General features: G+C 61.9%; 20 protein-coding genes and 1 tRNA gene. 13 read left to right on the top strand and 8 right to left on the bottom strand.

What is annotated here, in order from left to right; translation table 11 throughout:
- Positions 1–8: 8 nt before the first annotated feature.
- Positions 9–257: a helix-turn-helix domain-containing protein gene (locus ACQY4Y_RS22685; protein ID WP_428492838.1), complete on the bottom strand. Its 249-nt coding sequence runs from the start codon at positions 255–257 to the stop codon at positions 9–11.
- A gap of 138 nt (positions 258–395) precedes the next feature.
- Between ACQY4Y_RS22685 and ACQY4Y_RS22680 the strand changes: the two genes are divergently transcribed.
- A complete protein-coding gene (locus ACQY4Y_RS22680; protein WP_428493698.1) occupies positions 396–1367 on the top strand; it encodes an IS1595 family transposase in 972 nt (323 codons plus the stop codon).
- A gap of 14 nt (positions 1368–1381) precedes the next feature.
- Here ACQY4Y_RS22680 and pyrF read toward each other — a convergent pair whose 3' ends face one another.
- The 6 genes from pyrF to ACQY4Y_RS22650 all read right to left on the bottom strand — a co-directional run bounded on the left by pyrF (position 1382) and on the right by ACQY4Y_RS22650 (position 5911).
- Positions 1382–2146: an orotidine-5'-phosphate decarboxylase gene (gene pyrF / locus ACQY4Y_RS22675; RefSeq protein WP_428492837.1), complete on the bottom strand. Its 765-nt coding sequence runs from the start codon at positions 2144–2146 to the stop codon at positions 1382–1384.
- 618 nt (positions 2147–2764) lie between these two features.
- The gene (locus ACQY4Y_RS22670; RefSeq protein ID WP_428492836.1) at positions 2765–2929 is read right to left on the bottom strand and encodes a hypothetical protein; all 165 of its coding nucleotides are present in this window, start codon (positions 2927–2929) and stop codon (positions 2765–2767) included.
- Between the two features lie 121 nt (positions 2930–3050).
- Positions 3051–3479 carry a hypothetical protein gene (locus ACQY4Y_RS22665; protein ID WP_428492835.1) on the bottom strand — a complete coding sequence of 143 codons (429 nt, stop codon included), beginning with the start codon at positions 3477–3479 and terminating at the stop codon, positions 3051–3053.
- A 78-nt stretch (positions 3480–3557) separates the two neighbouring features.
- Positions 3558–3713, bottom strand: coding sequence for a hypothetical protein (locus ACQY4Y_RS22660; RefSeq protein ID WP_428492834.1), 156 nt, complete (start codon positions 3711–3713; stop codon positions 3558–3560).
- Positions 3714–4215: 502 nt separating this feature from the next.
- On the bottom strand, positions 4216–5523 hold the full coding sequence (gene gltA / locus ACQY4Y_RS22655) for a citrate synthase (protein WP_428492833.1): 1308 nt from the start codon (positions 5521–5523) through the stop codon (positions 4216–4218).
- 181 nt (positions 5524–5704) lie between these two features.
- Complete coding sequence (locus tag ACQY4Y_RS22650) at positions 5705–5911, bottom strand: hypothetical protein (RefSeq protein ID WP_428492832.1); 207 nt, start codon at positions 5909–5911, stop codon at positions 5705–5707.
- A 113-nt stretch (positions 5912–6024) separates the two neighbouring features.
- Between ACQY4Y_RS22650 and ACQY4Y_RS22645 the strand changes: the two genes are divergently transcribed.
- From ACQY4Y_RS22645 to ACQY4Y_RS22605, 9 genes are all read left to right on the top strand, one after another.
- Positions 6025–6885, top strand: coding sequence for an LpxI family protein (locus tag ACQY4Y_RS22645; protein WP_428492831.1), 861 nt, complete (start codon positions 6025–6027; stop codon positions 6883–6885).
- On the top strand, positions 6882–7268 hold the full coding sequence (gene gloA, locus ACQY4Y_RS22640; RefSeq protein WP_428492830.1) for a lactoylglutathione lyase: 387 nt from the start codon (positions 6882–6884) through the stop codon (positions 7266–7268). Before ACQY4Y_RS22645 ends, gloA begins: the two co-directional genes overlap by 4 nt.
- Positions 7269–7402: 134 nt before the next feature.
- Positions 7403–8515, top strand: coding sequence for a CaiB/BaiF CoA transferase family protein (locus ACQY4Y_RS22635; protein WP_428492829.1), 1113 nt, complete (start codon positions 7403–7405; stop codon positions 8513–8515).
- A 159-nt stretch (positions 8516–8674) separates the two neighbouring features.
- Complete coding sequence (locus ACQY4Y_RS22630; protein ID WP_428492828.1) at positions 8675–9349, top strand: lipid-binding SYLF domain-containing protein; 675 nt, start codon at positions 8675–8677, stop codon at positions 9347–9349.
- 57 nt (positions 9350–9406) lie between these two features.
- Positions 9407–9480, top strand: a tRNA-Gln gene (locus ACQY4Y_RS22625).
- 297 nt (positions 9481–9777) lie between these two features.
- The gene (locus tag ACQY4Y_RS22620) at positions 9778–11019 is read left to right on the top strand and encodes an ABC transporter substrate-binding protein (protein ID WP_428492827.1); all 1242 of its coding nucleotides are present in this window, start codon (positions 9778–9780) and stop codon (positions 11017–11019) included.
- A 251-nt stretch (positions 11020–11270) separates the two neighbouring features.
- On the top strand, positions 11271–12140 hold the full coding sequence (locus ACQY4Y_RS22615; protein ID WP_428492826.1) for a branched-chain amino acid ABC transporter permease: 870 nt from the start codon (positions 11271–11273) through the stop codon (positions 12138–12140).
- Positions 12141–13055: a branched-chain amino acid ABC transporter permease gene (locus ACQY4Y_RS22610; RefSeq protein ID WP_428492825.1), complete on the top strand. Its 915-nt coding sequence runs from the start codon at positions 12141–12143 to the stop codon at positions 13053–13055.
- Positions 13052–14515 (top strand): ATP-binding cassette domain-containing protein, encoded by a 1464-nt coding sequence (locus tag ACQY4Y_RS22605; RefSeq protein ID WP_428492824.1) that lies wholly within the window; start codon positions 13052–13054, stop codon positions 14513–14515. Before ACQY4Y_RS22610 ends, ACQY4Y_RS22605 begins: the two co-directional genes overlap by 4 nt.
- Positions 14516–14725: 210 nt before the next feature.
- Here the strand turns inward: ACQY4Y_RS22605 and ACQY4Y_RS22600 are convergent, their stop codons facing one another.
- Entirely contained in the window at positions 14726–15340 is a 615-nt protein-coding gene (locus ACQY4Y_RS22600; protein WP_428492823.1) for a PEP-CTERM sorting domain-containing protein, read from the bottom strand.
- Positions 15341–15913: 573 nt separating this feature from the next.
- Here ACQY4Y_RS22600 and ACQY4Y_RS22595 point away from each other — a divergent pair.
- The 3 genes from ACQY4Y_RS22595 (at position 15914) to ACQY4Y_RS22585 (ending at position 18207) form a co-directional block, all read left to right on the top strand.
- On the top strand, positions 15914–16804 hold the full coding sequence (locus ACQY4Y_RS22595; RefSeq protein WP_428492822.1) for an NAD(P)-dependent oxidoreductase: 891 nt from the start codon (positions 15914–15916) through the stop codon (positions 16802–16804).
- 103 nt (positions 16805–16907) lie between these two features.
- Positions 16908–17276: a response regulator gene (locus ACQY4Y_RS22590; protein ID WP_428492821.1), complete on the top strand. Its 369-nt coding sequence runs from the start codon at positions 16908–16910 to the stop codon at positions 17274–17276.
- 175 nt (positions 17277–17451) lie between these two features.
- The gene (locus tag ACQY4Y_RS22585) at positions 17452–18207 is read left to right on the top strand and encodes a LexA family transcriptional regulator (protein WP_428492820.1); all 756 of its coding nucleotides are present in this window, start codon (positions 17452–17454) and stop codon (positions 18205–18207) included.
- Positions 18208–18212: the final 5 nt, after the last annotated feature.

The raw sequence follows: 18212 nt of genomic DNA, 5'->3' as shown, positions 1-18212 counted from the left end.
GTTGTTTCCTAGACTCTGGTGTCAGACGTGCTAGGCTGGGCGACCCCAACGGCAGGTCTGCCGTCCTGGAACGTGAGTACTACCCCAGCCGCTTCCAAAGCGCGGCGGATAGCATCGAGGTTGTTCCCGATCGGAGTCCGTCGTCCTTTCTCGAAGTCGCGTATCGTGCTGAGTGAAACATTGGCGCGTTTGGCTAGATCATCCTGTGTCCAATCTAGCCATCCTCGGGCCGCTCGGCTTTGCTCAGGGGTCAACATATTTTCCACACCTCGTCGGACGAAGCTCACACTGCGTATCTAACTACCCCAATATTTTTATCAACGCCAACGATTTCCGTTGCCGTCAACCAAAGCATTGTATATAACTTACATCAACGAAAACCGTTGAGATATCCCGTGTCCCAGCACTTCCTTCTAACCGCCAAGGCCCGCACCCTATCGCTGGGCGCTATCATGCGGATGTCCGATGACGAAGCCCACGCCAAGTTTGAGGCGGTCCGGTTCGCCGACAACGGTGGCGTTGCGTTTTGCCCCTACTGCGAATGCACCAAGGTCTACACCTACCGCGCCCGCAAGATCTGGAAATGCGCCGCGTGTGGCAAACAGTTCAGTGTCACCAGCGGGACGATTTTCGCCAGCCACAAGCTTCCAATCCGCGATTACCTCGCTGCCATCGCTATTTTCGTCAGTGCCGTCAAAGGTATATCCGCGCTGCAACTCGGCCGCGACCTGGATGTCCAATACAAGACGGCGTTCGTCCTGGCGCACAAAATCCGGGAAGCCATCGGCGCGGGTCGGGACAGCGCCATCCTAAGCGGCACGGTTGAGGTGGACGGCGCCTACTTTGGCGGCAAGACGAAGGAAAAGAACATCAAGGCCGATCGCAAAGACCGCAGGCTGGCCGAGGAACAGACCGGCAAGCGCCAGTCGGTTGTGGTGGCTCGCGAGCGCGGTGGTCAGACCTTCACCACAATCGCCTCAAGCGAAGCCGCTGCGGTGCCAACCATAAGGGATCATGTGATGCCAGGCGCGATTGTTCATGCCGACGAAGCCGCCGCTTGGGACCGCCTGCACGCCCGCTACGAGATGCACCGGATCAATCACTCGGTTGCCTACAGCCAGGACGGCGCTTGCACCAATCAGGCCGAGTCATACTTCTCTCGGCTGCGCCGCGCGGAGATCGGCCAGCACCATCATATCAGCGGCAAACACCTTGCAGCCTATGCCGGCGAGATGGCTTGGAAGGAAGACAACCGGCGCTCGGCAAACGGGAGGCAGCATGAGATGGCGACAGGCGCGGCGCTGGCCCATCCGGTTAGCCGGATTTGGGCGGGGTACTGGCAGCGTGGTGGGACTAGCACCCGCTAGAAATCCTATTCGTATCAGGACCGTTGAGAGGCGACAGCACGCTCCATCTCAGCGATGATTTTAGCCGCCGATCTGGCTGGATCGGGTGCTCCGTAGATCGGACGACCAACGATTAGGTAGTCGGCGCCAGAACAGATCGCATCAGTCGGTGTCCCTGACCGGCGATGATCGTCAATAGACGCTCCGATCGGACGAATTCCCGGCGTCGCGACGATAAACACCTTACCCTTCCGCAGGGCCATATCTTTGATAGCACGGAGATTATCGCTCGCAGAAGCAATCACTCCATCACAGCCAAAATCCAGCGCGCGTTCAGCGCGGTGACTGATAACTTGCTCGGTAGTTGCGTCAAAGCCCATGTCGCGAAGGTTCTCGTTATCAAGGCTGGTAAGCACCGTAACCGTAAAAATCTTCAGGTTGTAATCCCCCCGGCCGAGCGCTGCCGCCTTAACCACCGACTCGTTGTGATGAACAGTGACAAAGCTAACACCTCGCTGAGCAGCAGTACGAACAGCATTTTCAATCGTGTTCGGGATGTCATACATTTTTGCGTCAAGGAAGACCTTCTTATCCTGGCGGATGATCTTTCCGACAAGGCCATCGAAGCCATCGGCCGTCCACAATCCGAATCCGACCTTAAAAACAGACGCGACGCCATCTAGACGATCCACCAACTCAGACGCTTGTTGAATGGACTGGACATCCAGCGCCACGATAAGCCGATCACTGACAACCTTCGGTGTGACACTAGCTCCAATAGACCCTGCGCCGTCAGGCATAACCGACTCCCCCCGTGTCGTCACGCCGCACCGTCCATGAGTTGTGCGGAAGAATCCAAGTAAGGGCACCATAACCAGTCTATTCGATTCGCGAATCACAAATGTCCGTATATCGCATCGATCTTTAACGGCCCCGAGGGTGCAGTTTGTAGGTTAGTGGCGCGGCCACTTCAAGGCTGCACCCTGGTCGTCCGCTAGCACCGTGGTGACGCATCCGTCGCATTAAAATAGCCTTCGAAAGGGCGAATCGTGTCCCTATAGTCCTGCAATTCCCCATTTGGCCAGGATCAGGCCAGCGACGGACATCCCGATTGGGACTGGCAGAAGCTCGAACGCAGCGGCGATCCGCGACGGATATGAATAGAACTCGTCATAGATATAACCAGTCGGCGCGTATGCGGTAACAGCCCCCGCCAAGCACAATGCGACGTCGCCTACGATGTTAAGCCAAACACCTACAATGATAGCAAGGATGTGCATGGGTAGCTGCCGGATGGAATACACCGGAGACTGCCGACAAATGGTAAAGCAATCATTAATCGACGATCCAGCCAACGCGAGCGCACGCGGTAAAAAGTGTGCGCACGCGCGGGCAGGACAGCAATTAGCTGTTGATGATTAGCTGCGGGCGACGATCGGAAGACGTGTCGGGGCGGAAATGCCGGCGTAACCGCCACCCAGAACAACGCGGCCGAAATCTTTTGTGTTCTGGGTGTCGCGCAAAAAGCCCGCTTCAATCTGCGCGCTATCACGAGACGAATTGACGAGGATAATTTGTTTCATTTTCGGGCCTCTGTTCTTCTGTTTTCTTCACACGCTCAACACCGAGCGCAACCGCAGGTTGCATATCGGTAGTTAATTATTGGTTAGCGGGAAACGTGAATTGCAGACGATCGCGCGTTTGCTAACCGGCGATCGTCCAGCCAACGGCGCCGTCAATTTGCTTCTCGGAAACCATGCCGTTGGTCCGCTGGTACCGAAGCGCCATGTCCACCCGCTTGTTCATCTGGCGCCGCAGCTTGGGATCGCCCGTGTTCAGGCCCCGCTCCGCGACGATCCTGCCCGCTAGGTCCTTTGCAGACAGCGGTTTGCCCGCTCGCCGCAGATGATCCAGCACCGTCCTGCTGATTGACCCGAACTCGCCAGCTTGCGGAGCGCGGCGGTAGCGGGGGCGGATCGTGTCCACCTTATAGTCGGGGTCAATCTGACGGATTACCGCATCCAGGCTCGCCAAATCGGCGTGCATCTGCTGCAATTCGCCTTGGGTTTTGTGGATGGCGCCAGTCAGATCGGCGCGGCGAATTACGAGAGCGGCTAGAATGGGGTCGGTCACAATGGGCGTCCTTCACGAGTCGCCCATTTGATACCACGTCAACGCTATGCGTTGATATCCGCTTTCTTGGTGTATCTGCTACATAATACCGAGGATGTCGACGAACGGTTCGGCGAAGCTGCCGCCGAAGTTCAGCCACAAGCCGTCGGGCAGGGTGCGCAGCCGGGTGCTGCCGGGTATCTTGAGGTATGGACCGGTGATCCGGGTTTCATCTTCAGATGGTCGCCCGCGCAACCAGGCCTCCTTGCCGCGCCTTGGTTTGACGCCGGGTGGGCGCTGACCCCACCGCTTGAGGCGGCTTTTCACCAGGAGGTCTAATGACGCTTTTGCCCGCATAAGGTCCACCCTGGAAGCCACAACCTATGCGTGTAATAGCAAAACAAAATTTGCGGGAAAGCAGACATATCACGAAAAGGTGAATACGTCGAACTGTCCCAATCATTGTTCTTATCTTGAGATGATCACCTCGGGATAAGGCCGTTGGTGCGGCAAAACCGCCGCTACGCGCAACGGACCGATGAAGGTTTCATCGGTAATTATCATTACCGTCAGCTGGGTATTCTATTTCCATTAAATAACGTCTTAACATCGTGCCACAAGTGCGTTTTGGGATGCGTAGCGGCCTAATTTCAGTGAGCGAAATTCAAATCCGGAGCGAAAAAAACCGGCGTCCCACTGGGCCCCCCGGTTTTCATCGGACCGTGGCTGGCGCGGAAATCGCTTTATGGGCCCAGCCTCAGTGCCGCTGCGACGGCGCGATGTAGTCGCGCCGCGGCGCGCCGGTGTAGATCTGCCGCGGCCGGCCGATGCGCTGCTGCGGATCCTCCATCATCTCTTTCCACTGACTGACCCAGCCAACGGTGCGCGACACCGCGAACAGCGCGGTGAACATGCTGGTCGGGAAGCCCATCGCCTTGAGAATGATGCCGGAGTAGAAATCGACGTTCGGGTAAAGCTTGCGATCGACGAAGTAGCGGTCGGACAGCGCGATCTTTTCCAGTTCCAACGCCAGATCCAGCAATGGATCGCCCTTGATGCCGAGTTCCTGAAGCACGTCGTGGCACGCCTTCTGGATGATTTTTGCGCGCGGGTCGTAATTTTTATACACCCGATGGCCGAAACCCATCAACTTGGTATGATTGTCCTTGTCCTTAACGTCGGCCAGGAAATGCTTGATGTTCTTGGTGTGGCCGATTTCGGCCAGCATTTTCAGCACCGCCTCGTTGGCGCCGCCATGGGCCGGACCCCACAGGCTGGCGATTCCGGCGGCGATGCAGGCGAATGGGTTGGCCCCGGTCGAGCCGGCGAGGCGCACGGTGCTGGTGGAGGCATTCTGCTCATGATCGGCGTGCAACATCATGATCAGGTCCATGGCGCGGGCCAGGATGGGATTGATCTTGTATTCCTCAGCCGGCACGGCGTGGAACATGTAGAGGAAGTTTTCCGCGTATGACAAATCGTTGCGCGGATACATGAACGGCTGGCCGATCGCGTATTTGTGCGCCCAAGCGGCGATGGTCGGCACCTTAGCGATCAGGCGGAACGCGCTGATGTGGCGGCTCTCGGGATCATGGATGTCGAGGCTGTCGTGATAGAACGCCGACAGCGCGCCGACCACGCCGCACATCACCGCCATCGGGTGGGCGTCACGGCGGAAGCCGTTGTAGAAGGTGCGCAACTGCTCATGCAGCATGGTGTGCAGCATCACGCCGTCGTGGAATTCCTTGGCCTCGGCCTTGTTCGGCAGTTCGCCGTTCAGCAGCAGGTAGCAGACCTCGAGGAAGTTGGATTTTTCCGCGAGCTGCTCGATCGGATAGCCGCGATACAGCAGGATGCCCTCATCGCCGTCGATGTAGGTGATCTTGCTGTCGCAGGATGCGGTGGCTCCGTAACCCGGGTCATAAGTGAACAGGCCAAGGTCGCCGTACAGCTTGCGGATGTCGAACACGTCCGGACCGACGCTGCCGGACAACAGCGGCAAGCTGGTCGATTTGTTCGAGCCATCCAGGGTTATGGTGACAGACCGTTTGGCTGGGGCGCTCATGCGCGATGTCCTCATCTGGAGTGCGATAGGCACGCCACCGCCCGACAAATGGGATCCCCGGCAAAGGGGCAGTCGCGCCGGCGGGGCGGTCAGGACAGGATTATGGCGCTCCGCGCCGCGACGCAACCTTCGCACACGCAGCAGAGCCGCGTCTAAAAATTGAACCGAAGTGAGACCGCCGCTAGTGCATCACCAAATGACGGCGCGGACGCAACGCCGGGATCGGCCGCGCCTGCTCGGCCTGGCAGGCGCGAACGGCCTTGCGCAACGCCAGTAAGGTTCGGGGGAGATTGAGATTTACTGCTTCCTCGGCCAGCATGGTCAGGCACTGCAGCACGCTGGTTACGGTGGCATGCCGAGCCGCTTCGGGCAAATCGTCGTCAATCATGACTGGCGTAATCTCTGTAGGCTGTCTCACCCGAGCGTGAGATAAAAGCCGAGCGTGTATGCGGAAAAATCGGTGCCGTTTGCAATGATAGAGTCTGTCTTTCGGAATATGCAATGAAAAAACAGGCAGAAATGCCACGCCGGCTGGGTATCATTGCCGGCGGCGGGCTGCTTCCGGCGAAGGTCGCGGCGGCGGCGCGGGCAGCGGGGCGGGGTGTGTTCATCGTCGGTCTGGATGGCTTCGCCGATCCGGCGGTGCTGGCCGCGTGGCCGCACGAGATGCGCCGGTTCGGCGCGGCCGGGCGCATCATCGCCAGCTTGCGCGAGCATGGCTGCCAGGATCTGGTGATGATCGGTCCGGTGCGGCGGCCTTCGCTGCTCGATCTGCGGCCCGACGTCGAGGCGGCCAAGTTGCTGGCCCGCATCGGACGCGCCGCGTTTGCCGGCGATGACGGGCTGCTCGTCGCCGTGATACGCGTGCTGACCGAGGAAGGTTTCCGGGTCATTGGTGCGCACGAGATCATAAGCGAGGCAGTGGCGCCGAGCGGGGTGCTGACCGCGGTGACGCCCGATGCCCAGGCGATGGCCGACATCGGACGGGGCATCCAGGTTGCGCGACTGTTGGGATCGGCCGATGTCGGGCAGGGGTGCGTCGTGCAGCAGGGTCTGGTGCTGGCGGTCGAGGCGATCGAGGGCACCGATGCGATGCTGGCCCGCGCCGGGGCGCTGCGCCGCGATGGGATCGGTGGGGTATTGGTGAAGCTGGTGAAACCCGCCCAGGACATGCGGGCCGATTTGCCCACGATCGGGCCGCAGACGGTTCGCCATGCCGCCGCCGCCGGGCTTCGGGGGCTTGCTTTCGAGGCCAAGGCAACCATTCTGGCGGACCGCGAGGCCTGCTTGGCCGCGGCCAACGCGGCGGGGCTGTTCCTGCTGGGCCTCGATCCTGAAACCGATGAGGGAGACCTCCAATGAGCCGTTACCTGCACACCATGCTGCGCGTCGGCGACCTGCAGCGCAGTGTCGATTTCTACACCAAGGGTTTTGGCATGAACGAAATCCGCCGCAACGACGTGCCCGACGGCAAATACACCCTGGCATTCGTCGGTTACGGCACCGAAGAGAGCAATACGGTGATCGAACTGACCTACAATTACGGCACCGAAAAATATGATCTCGGATCGGCGTTCGGTCATTTGGCCATCGGCGTGCCGGACGTGGCCGCGACCACCGAACAATTGCGCAAGTTTGGCGCCAGGGTGACGCGCGAGCCGGGTCCAGTGAAGTTCGGCAAGACCATCATCGCCTTTGTCGAGGACCCGGACGGTTACAAGATCGAACTGGTTCAGCGGCACTAGGCCTGGAACGATCGGGGGACGATCAGGCCGCATCCGGTTGCGCCGTCCCCCTGCCGCGGCGTTTACTCGGCTGATAAAAATCAAAGCCGGCCCGATCAAGGGTTCGGCTGACGAATAGGAAAGGAGGCGGCCGCATGGGACCGTTGGCGGGTGTGAAGATCGTCGAATTCACCGGCATTGGCCCGGCGCCGATGGCGGGAATGATGCTGGCGGACATGGGGGCGACCGTGCTGCGGATCGACCGCGCGGCCGCCGCCGACCTGGGCGTGCCGATGGCCCAGGAGCATGAATTCACCCATCGCAGCCGAGCGGTCCTGAAGCTCGATCTGAAGCGGCCCGAGGCGATCGCGCGGGTGTTGCGTCTGATCGATGGCGCCGACGCCCTGATCGAGGGGTTCCGTCCCGGGGTCATGGAACGCTTGGGTCTTGGGCCCGAGGTCTGTCTGGGCCGCAATCCGAAGCTTGCCTATGGGCGGGTGACCGGGTGGGGGCAGCAAGGTCCGCTGGCCCAAGGCGCCGGCCATGACCTGAACTACATCGCCCTGACCGGCGCGCTGCACGCGATCGGACGCGCCGGGCAGAAGCCGACGCCACCGTTGAACCTGGTGGGCGACTACGGCGGCGGCGCGCTGTACCTGGTGACCGGATTGCTGGCGGCGATCATCGCGGCGCGTACCAGCGGTGCCGGCCAGGTGGTCGACGCGGCGATGGTCGATGGCGCGCTGTCGTTGATGACGCCGATCTACGCCATGCAGGCCGGGGGGCGATTGAACGCTCCGCGCGGCGAGAACCAGCTCGATTCCGGTGCGTACTATTACGAGGTCTATGAGTGCGCCGACGGCCAGTTCATCTCGCTGGCGCCGATCGAGGCGAAGTTCCACGCCGAACTGCTTCGCCTGCTGGAGATCGATCCGGCGTCGATGCCGGCGCAGCGCGACCGTGACGGCTGGGCGGCCTGGAAGGAAGTGCTGACCGCGCGCTTCCGGACCCGCACGCGCGACGATTGGTGCCGTATCCTGGAAGCCACCGACGCCTGCTTCGCCCCGGTGCTGTCGATGGCGGAGGCACATCGGCATCCGCACAACCAGGCACGCGAAGCGTTTATCGATGTCGGCGGCCATCGTCAGCCAGCGCCGGCGCCGCGGTTTGGCGCGACACCGCTGGCCCACCCCCGGGCGCCCGGATCGGTGTCGCTCGCCGAAACGTTGGCGGCCTGGAACCTGTCGCCGGGTGACGTCGCGGTTTGACCGTCACTGCCGTAACGGTTTCCCAGATTTTGGCGGCGAACGTTCCGACTGTGTCATCACGCAGTCGTCATCAATCGGGTGCTACCGTCGAACTGGCGGAATGAAATATGCAACTCCCGTGGGCGTAGTGATTTCGCCAGAGCAAGAAAGGAAGATGAAATGCTGACACGAGCGGAATTTCTAGGGGGGGCCACGCTATTTACCGGAATGCTGCTGTCGCCGTTGGCCCGGGCCCAGTCCGATGAGATGTCGGTTATCCAGGGCGCGGAGAAGGTGTTGCACGATCTGCGCAAGGACAAGGAGTTCGGCAACGCGCAGCAGTTGCTGCGCCGGGCGCGCGGCGTGATGATCGTGCCGAACCTGTTGAAGGGTGGCTTCTTTGTCGGCGGCGAGGGCGGCGAGGGCGTGATCCTGGCGCGCGGTCGGCAGGGCTGGGGGCAGCCGGCATTCTATGTGATCGGGGCGGCCTCGTTCGGCCTGCAGATCGGCGCCGAGGCGGCGGAAGTAATTCTGTTCTTCCTGACCGAGAAGGGCCTGAACGGCGTGCTGAACAATGACTTCAAGATCGGCGCCCAGGCCGGCATCACCGTCGTCACTCTTGGGTCGAACGTCGAGGCCGCGCTGAGCGGGCCGAATGCGCCGGATATCGTGGCGTGGTCGTCGGCGAGCGGACTGTATGGCGGGCTGACTGTGGACGGGTCGGTGATCCGGGCGGAGCCGAACAAGGATTCGACCTTCTATGGGCGCCGCTTGACGTCGAAAGAGGTGCTGTTTGGCCCGGTCACCAGCCCGCGGACCCAGACGCTGCGCCGACAGTTGACCAGTCTGGCTTAAGCCCGATCCTGTTGCGGCCTCTGGGCGGGCGTGGTATGGCGCCCGCCCTCGGCCAATTGGGGGATAGTTTAGCGGTAAAACTCCCGGCTCTGACCCGGGCATCCTTGGTTCGAATCCAGGTCCCCCAGCCAGGCGCCGACCGGCGCCGCACACTCAGGGCACGCGACCGGGGGGCACGCGACCGGCGTTGAACGCAACTTCTGTACAACGCGACGGGCCTGCCAATCACGCCTGGGTCGGCCAAATGTGCCGCTGGAGCGGCCGGTTTGCCCAGGCCCCGCTGTCGTTCTTGTCATGACAGAACGGGTTGCGCCGGTATCCACATTCCAGCAACTTGTAACTCTGGTCAATCTTGGCTCGGGCAAATCCTGGCTCGGGCAATCACTGCGGATGGTGTACGAGTGAATATGACAAAAGAGAAACGGTCGATGCGCCTTGGGCACAGGAACCTCTTGCTTGGCGCGGCATTTGGGTCTGCCCTCGCGGCCGGTGCGGTGCCTGGACCCGCCAGGGCGGCGGACCCGATCAAGATCGGCGTGATCGCCGAAACTTCGGCGATCAGCGGGGTGGGCATTCCCAACGCCGCCAAGATGGCCGCCGAGGAGATCAACAAGGCCGGCGGGGTCAACGGCCGGATGATCGAGATCGTCGCCTATGACGATCACAGCTCCGCGGTCGACGCGGTGCGGGCGTTCCAGCGCGCCGCGCAGCAGGACAAGGTCTCGGCGGTGATCGCAAGCTACATCAGCGAGGTTGTGCTGGCGCTGGAGCCTTGGGCCGGTCGGTTACACATGCCGATGATCACGCCGGGCGCGGCCAGCAACGAGATCACCAAGCGGGTGCACGACGACTACAATCACATGAAATACGTGTTCCACGGCTACCTGGCGTCCACTCAGATCGCCGATGTGGTGTGCGAGGCGGCCAAGACCCTGATGGTCGGCGACCTGCACATGCACACCTCAGTGGTCATGAGCGAGGATGCCGCCTGGACCATCCCGCTGGATCAGGAGTACCTGAAATGCCTGCCCGCCAGCGGGCTGAAGGTGCTCGACCATATCCGTCTGTCACCCGACACCACCGACTTCACGCCGATCTTCAGCAAGATCGAAGGCGAGAAGCCGGACGTCATCGTCACCGGCATCAGCCATGTTGGCGTGCAGCCGACGACGCAGTGGCAGCAGCAACAAGTGCCCATGCCGATGTATGGCGTATCGAGCCAGGCCACCAACAGCACCTTCTGGAAGGACACCAATGGTGCCACCGATGGGGTGATCTTCAACTCGGTGGCGGCGCCGGATGTGGCGGTGACACCTAAGACCATCCCGTTCGCCAAGAACTATCAGGCGAAGTATGGCAACCTGCCGGGCTATGCCGCCTATCAGTCCTACGATGATGTTTTCATGTGGGCTGACGCGATCCGCAAAGCCGGCGGCACCGACCCCGACAAGATGGTCGCCGCGATGGAGCAGACCAATTATGTCGGCACCATCGGGCGGATCCAGTTCCTGCCGAAGACCGACACGTTCGCGCACGGCATGAAGATCGGCGATGGCTACATCACCGGCCTGATGGTGCAGTGGCAGAAAGGCAAGCAGGTGACCGTGTGGCCGGCCAAGGTCGCCACCGGCAAGTTGCAGTTCCCGGCATTCACCAAGCTGCCGCGGTGACCTTCCGGCGCGTTGCCTTGAATGCTGCCATGGCCGGGCCGGTCGATCGACTGGTCCGTCGGCCATGCCCAGCCGCCCGTCGCGGCCGTGTCGTAACCGGTGGTTAATGGGTTGGATTGGCCTTGGCCGACGTGCCGCGATATGACGCCGGAGCGATCCTTTATTGGGCCGCCGCATGGTCCGACATGCGCCCACGCTGACGCCACGGCGACCGCCGCTTTTCGCAACCCGGTCGGGCCGGACGGCGTTTGATGCTCGCATTGCAAATCCTGATCGACGGATTCGCGATCAGCAGTCTGTATGCCCTCGGTGCCACCGGCTTCGCCCTGATCTTCGGGGTGTCCGGCGTGCTCAACCTGTCGCACGGTGCGATCATGATCGTCGCCGCGGTGATTGCGTGGTGGGTGGCGGAGACCGCCGGGGCCTATGTCGGGGCCGCCGCGGGGGTCGCCGCCAGCTTGGCCTGCGCGTTGATCACCTACCGGGTGATCGTGCGCCCGATCCAGAATTCGCCATCCATTCCGCGTGAGGAAAAGGAAATCTTCGTACTCACCGCCACGCTGTTGTGGGGCATCATGCTGCAGGAGGCGATTGCCTACCTGTTCACCAACAATCCCAAGACGGTGCGTCCACTGGTCGAAGGCGTCGTGATGATCCTCGGTGTGCGTACGCCGTGGAACGAGGTGCTTACAGCGGCGCTGTCCTGGGCGGTGATCGGGCTGCTTTACCTTCTGGTCAACCGTACGCGCACCGGCAAATCGCTGCTTGCGGCGGCGATGAATCCACGCGGGCTGACCCTTCTGGGGTTCGAACTCTCCAGCATCTATGTCCTGGTTTGGGTGATCTACGGCGTGCTGGCCGGAATTGCCGGTGTGCTGCTGGGCGCCTTTCTGGGGGTGAGTTCCGACAACGCCGGCACGCTGACTGCCAGCGCATTCTCGATCGTGGTGCTGGGCGGCCTGGGCAGCGTTTCGGGCTCGCTGATGGCGGCCTACGTGGTCGGCTATCTCGAGACACTGACGGCTTACTTGGTGTCACCCTCGATACGTACCGTGCCGGCGCTGCTGCTGCTGGTCGCGGTGGTCTATGTCCGGCCGCAAGGCCTGCTCGGGCGCAGATAGATGCGGTCCCGGACCTTTCTCGTTGTGGCCCCGGCCCTGCTGGTGCTGGCGCTCCTGCCACTCGGCGTCGGCGGCTACATCCTGGGGTTGCTGACCTTGGCGTACTACTATGCCGTGTTCGCCATGTCGTGGGACTTACTGTTCGGCTTTGCCGGTGAGGTCAACTTTGGCCCCAGCTTCCTGATCGGCGTCGGTGCCTATACCGCGGCACTACTGAATCATTATTGGATGTGGCCAATTCCCGCCTGCCTCATCGCCGGCGCCATCGCCGCGGTCGTCGCCGGGGCCATCCTGGCGGTGCCGGCGCTGCGCCTGACGGGTCCGTATTTCGGCCTCGTCACCCTGGTAGCCGTGTTGCTGCTGCAAAACCTGCTGGTACTGTTCGCCGGCGTCACCGGGGGCGAAATCGGGCTGGACCTGCCGGACGTGCTGTCGATCGACGATACCACCAACTACTACTACGCGCTGGGCTTCATGACGGTGAGCGGCGCTATCCTGTTCGGGCTGTCGGTGTCCCCGGTCGGGCTGATCCTGCAGGCCAGCGGACAGGACGCGATCGAGGCCGCCGCGCTCGGCTTCAACGTCACCAAGCACAAGCTGGCGGCGTTCTGCATCAGCGCGTTCTTCTCCGGCCTGGCAGGCGCGATGCTGATCTTCTACCTCGGCACCGCCTCGGTCGGCACCGTGGTGGACATCGCCGTCGGGGTGAACGTGATCATTGCCGCCGTGCTGGGTGGGCGGCGCACCATCATCGGCGCCGCTGTCGGTTCGATCTTCCTGATCGGCGCGGGCGAAATCCTGCGTCCGCTTGGCCAGTTGTCGACCTTCGTGGTGTCGGCCATCGCGCTGCTGGTGATCCTGTTCTTCCCCGGCGGTTTCATGGGACGCCTGCTGCAGGCCGGAGGTCGCGAATGACCGCGTTGCTGGAGGTCAACGGCCTGACCAAGCGGTTCGGCGGACTGGTGGCGGTGAATGATATCGGTTTCTCGATTAGCCCGGGCGAGATCCTCGGACTGATCGGTCCGAACGGGTCCGGCAAGTCGACGGTGATGAAATGCATCATGGGGATCGAGCGGCCGAACGCCGGGCAGGTCAGGCTGGCCGGCGTCGATGTGGCCGGGTGGCCGACCCATCGCATCGCCCGCCAAGGTGTCGGGATCGTCTTCCAGCACGCTCGTCCGCTGCATCGCCAGACCATCCTGGAGCACATCAAGCTGGCGCTGCTGCCCGACAATCTGCTGATGCTGGCGACCGATCACGGTGTCAGCCGCCGAGCCGAGGAGATCGCCGCGCGCGTAGGCCTGACCAATGTGATCGATCGGCTGCCGCGCACCCTGGCGTTCGCCGACCTGCGCCGGCTGGAACTGGCCAAGGCGATCGCGCGCAATCCCAAGGTCGTTCTGGTCGATGAACCGTTCGCCGGCCTGACCTCGGGCGAGGTCGCTGACTTTTCCACCCTGATCGGCAGCTTCCGCGCCGAGGGCCACGCGGTGTTGCTGGTGGACCACAACGTCAAGAGCGTGGCCGCCCTGGTTGACCGCGTGCTGGCGATGTATCTGGGCGAAAAAGTCGCCGAAGGCACCGCCGACGAGGTAATGCGCAATGAAACCGTCCGTCGGGTGTATCTCGGCGGCAAGATCGAAACCGCCGCCAGGCCGGAACGGCAGGGCAGGGACCGCACCCCGTTGCTGGATGTTCGTGGTTTGGGCGTGCTGTATGGCAAGGCCACCGCGCTGGAGAACGTTTCGCTCCATGTTGGCGAGGGTGAGTTCGTATCGGTGGTCGGTCTGAACGGCGCCGGCAAGACCACGCTGTTTAACGCAATTTCCGGCCTGCTGCCCTATAGCGGCACGATCGACTGGCGCGGCCAAGCGCTGGCTGGCCGGACACCCGGCGCGATCGCCCGCGGCGGCATCGTGCAATGTCCTGAAACGCGGGAGTTGTTCGGTGACATGTCGGTACGGGAAAACCTCGATCTCGGTGGCCAGCACCTGGCCGTGGCGGAGGCGGCGAAGCGACTCGACTGGCTGTTCGGCCTGTTCCCGATCCTGCAAACGCGACAGAGCCAGACCGCCAGAACATTGTCTGGCGGCGAGCAACAAATGCTGGCGATCGCTCGGGCACTGATGATGCAGCCAAAACTACTTATACTGGACGAGCCTACGCTGGGTCTGGCGCCGGTCATTCTGGAACAATTGTCGAAAGCATTGGAGGTATTACGTCTAACAACGGATATCACCGTGCTGCTGGGTGAGCAGAATGTGACCTTCGCATTGCCCCACGCCGATCGGGTCTATGTCATCGAACACTCCAAAATCGTCTGGCAGGGCGACCCCGCGCGATTCGCCGAAGAAGCCGGCGCCGGGTATTTTTAGGCGGCAACAAAGCTTCGTATAACTAAACGAGGCCCGGATGAGCGCAGCCGTCTGCCGGAGCAGCGGCAACTGCATCGGGGCCGTTTGGTGAGCTTTGGGCATGCTGTCGGGCGAAGTATGCCCTGACGTCAGCCGACAACGTTACGGTGTGCCTTCACCTCGCCAAGGGAGAAGGTCCGGGGCGGCACGAGGCCGCCCCGATTCGTGTCATCAGGCCGCTGAAGCAACCGGCGCGCCGCTGCGACGGCGCTGGGAAACGTAGCCAAGGCCGATCAGCCCAACGCTCAGCACAGCCATCCCACTCGGCTCGGGGACTGCGAAGTTGATTTGGTAGTTCGGGTCTGTGGCATTGCCGAGGGCCAGATAGCTGTCGATGGCATAGGAACCGGCTGCCAGGTAGCCGTCGTAAACGGTATAGGTCGAGCTCGGGCCTGACGAGAACGGGATGGCAATGGAAGCCAGCGTCGCCGAGGGCGATGTGCTGGTTGATGAACCGAGTTTGTCTAATTCAACATCGATGGCGTCGCCGATCCCATTGTTGCCGATTTCCTCTTGGATAAGCAGGTTGCCACCTGCGTAATAGAACGAGTATATCGAGGGATTGTTTGCGGTATTTACGAAGGCGCCCCCGCTGCCACCATTGTATAACGACAGGTTGCCGATCTGGTCGGTATTACTTTCGCCGAATCCGACTGTGCCGACAGATTGGCCGGGGAACGAAGTCGCTCCATTTGCGGCGGTATAGATCTCGGTCGCCCGAGCAATTCCGCTTAGGGCGATGACAAAGCCGAGGGCAGCGCTGGTTAGACACAGAAGGTTTCGCATGCGGATGTCTCCGGTTATGAGCCAACAATTGCTTGGTTTAGCCGCAGCAAATACAGCAAATATCGTGCCAGAACAATATTCTTTAACTTCACTACATATAGTATAATCTGAGAGAAGAAATAAATACGCCGCACGCGTTCGTCTGTTTATCCTCCGATAATTCCTGCGTATGTCTGTCGATTACTTTACACAATCGGTGTGCCGCCTTCGCACTGTCTGCCGCAGGCGGTGTTGGGCCGAATCCAACCATTGGCGAATTCCTCAACAGTGCCGTCTGCCCGTTCGGAAAAGAGTTGCTGGCAGCGGAGATTCGGTCGACGGACCCCCCTCCGCAAGCATCGCGATGATCTTCGGTGCAGCAGATCATGGCTTGGACCGGTGGTCCAATTCCGCCGCGGAAAATACGCCGACACCATGCGCGGGATCTCATTGGCCTGGCGTAGTTCGCGGTTCTCGCGTTCCAGCAATCTGATCCGCTGCCGCTGGCTTTCCATCGACCCACTGACAGACCCACCGCCTTCCGGCATGCTGGCGCCCGCCGGGCGGTCCGGCCTAATCAAGGAAACCACTACCATGAAAGTTGGCTTCATCGGCACAGGCAACATGGGCGGCCCGATGTGCCGGAACATCATCCGCAACACCAACCACGAGGTCGTGGTGTTCGACCTCAACCCCAACGCGGTGAAGGCCTGCACCGAACTTGGCGCGTCCGCCGCCAGTTCCGTCGCCGACGTCGCGTCACGCTGCGATGTGGTGATCACCTCGCTGCCGATCCCGCGCGTGGTCGAGGAGGTAACCCTGGGCACCGGCGGGATCGCCGAGAATGCCAAGGCCGGGACGGTGTTCATCGACCTTTCGACCAACTCGCCGGCGACCGCGAAACGGGTGAACCAGGGCATGCAGGCCAAGGGGATCGCAATGCTGGAGGCGCCGGTGTCGGGCGGCACAGCACGCGCGGCGGACGGCACGATCGTCATCATGGTCGGCTGCGACGCCGCCGTGTTCGAGCAGAATCTGCCGCTGCTGAAATCGTTCAGCGGCGAGGTGATCCACGTCGGCGAGATCGGCTACGGGTCCACCGCCAAGCTGATCAACAATATGCTGGCGTTCTGCAACTCCGCCGCCGCGGCCGAGGCGCTGATGATCGGCAAACGGTCCGGGATCGACCTGAAAAAGCTGGATGCTGTGATCCGCAATGCCAGCGGTATGTCATCGGGTTATGCCAGTATGTCGACAAAGACGCTGGCCGGCGATTTCAACGCGACGTTCGCCCTGGACCTGGCGCACAAGGATCTTCGGCTGGCGCTGGAGATGGCGGATGACCTTGGGGTTCCCGGGCTGATCGCGCCGCAGGTCATGAACCTGATGCGGATGGCACGCGGCATGGGGCTGGGTGCATCCGATTCGGCATCGGTGGTGCGGGTTTACGAAACCGCTCTGGGAGAGGATATTCGCGCCGGTTAAGCGAACGACGACGCCCGCTCGGCAGGCATGTGGCGGTGAACAGTGGTAATTGGACACCAAAGTGTGCTTGTATGCAGCGTTTAGACTCAGCCAGGGTGTCGAAATGAGCGAGCAGAGTCGGATTCTGGTTGTTGAGGATGATCCCCTGGTGTCAGAGGTCATCAGCGCTGCGCTTGACGACACCTATCGCGTCACCGTGGTCGACCGTGCCGCCGCGGCGGTGGCTCTGCTGCAGGGCGGCGGATTTCGGCTGATGCTGCTGGATTGCACGTTGCCCGGCGGAGTGGACATCAACCTGATCCCGGAGGCGGACAAGGCCGGTATCGCGGTGGTGCTGATGTCGGGCGATCCTGGCCGGATGTCGAAGCTGACCGAGCAGCCGCGGCCGTTCGTGCTCAAGCCGTTCACCCTTAGAGGGTTGATCGAGACTGTCGAAACCGTGCTGGCCGCCCCGAAGTCGGACGGCGTTTGAGCGAGCAGCGGATCGGTGGGGCCGGAGTTTGACCAGGGCTATTCAGGAATAGCGGAATCCTCCAGTATGCAGGACCAGTTCTCCGCAGAGAATTGTCAATAGCTAATTTGGCACAAACTTTTCAAAAATCGGCGGCAAACAGAGTCAATGGTGTCGCACGAGGACAGACTGATGCATGCCACGCGTTAGGACACAGGTCGAGGCATCTGGCGGCGGGTCCCACGGGGCCGGTTCGGAGAAACAGGCTTTCGTCGAGCGGCTGCAGACCATACTCGCGTACTGGCCGAGCGCGGACCGGCTGGCGCGGGCGATGGGTGTTTCGCCGTCAGCGTTTCGCAAATGGATGAAGGGCGAGGCGGAGCCAAGCCGGGAGCGACTCGTCGCGTTGGCTCGGACGGCTGGCGTTGGGGTGGCCTGGCTAGCCGAAGGCAAGGGACCGGAACCGGTATTTCAGCCGGCCGCCGGCGGCCGGCGCCGTCAGGGTGTGCGCGATGTCTCGGATGGCCCGGACTGGAGCGGCTTCGTGCTGTTGCCTCGGCGGCCGGAGGCAGCGGCGGCCGGATCGGTGACGCCGGAGGCACCTTCGGGCAGCGAATTCATCGCCCTGCGACACGACTGGGTACGGTCCGTGTGCAGTGTGGAGCCAAACAAAGTGGTGCTGGAGACAGCGGTCGGCGAGTCGATGACGCCGACGATCCGGGATGGCAATACGCTGCTGATCGACAGCACCGACCAGACGTTTCGGAATTTCGGCATCTACGTGCTGGAGATCAACGGGCAACGGCTGGTCAAGCGGGTGCAGCGCAAGCATGACGGCAGCCTGGTGCTGATCAGCGACAACAACGCATATCAACCCGATACCGTCAGCCCCGACGCGGCGAGCGACGTCACCGTGGTGGGCCGCGTGGTGTGGGCCGGCGGCACGGTATGACCAGG

The sequence above is a fragment of the Rhodopila sp. genome, from assembly GCF_965277165.1.
Lineage (GTDB): Bacteria > Pseudomonadota > Alphaproteobacteria > Acetobacterales > Acetobacteraceae > Rhodopila.
This window is presented reverse-complemented; position numbering and strand designations above follow the sequence as displayed.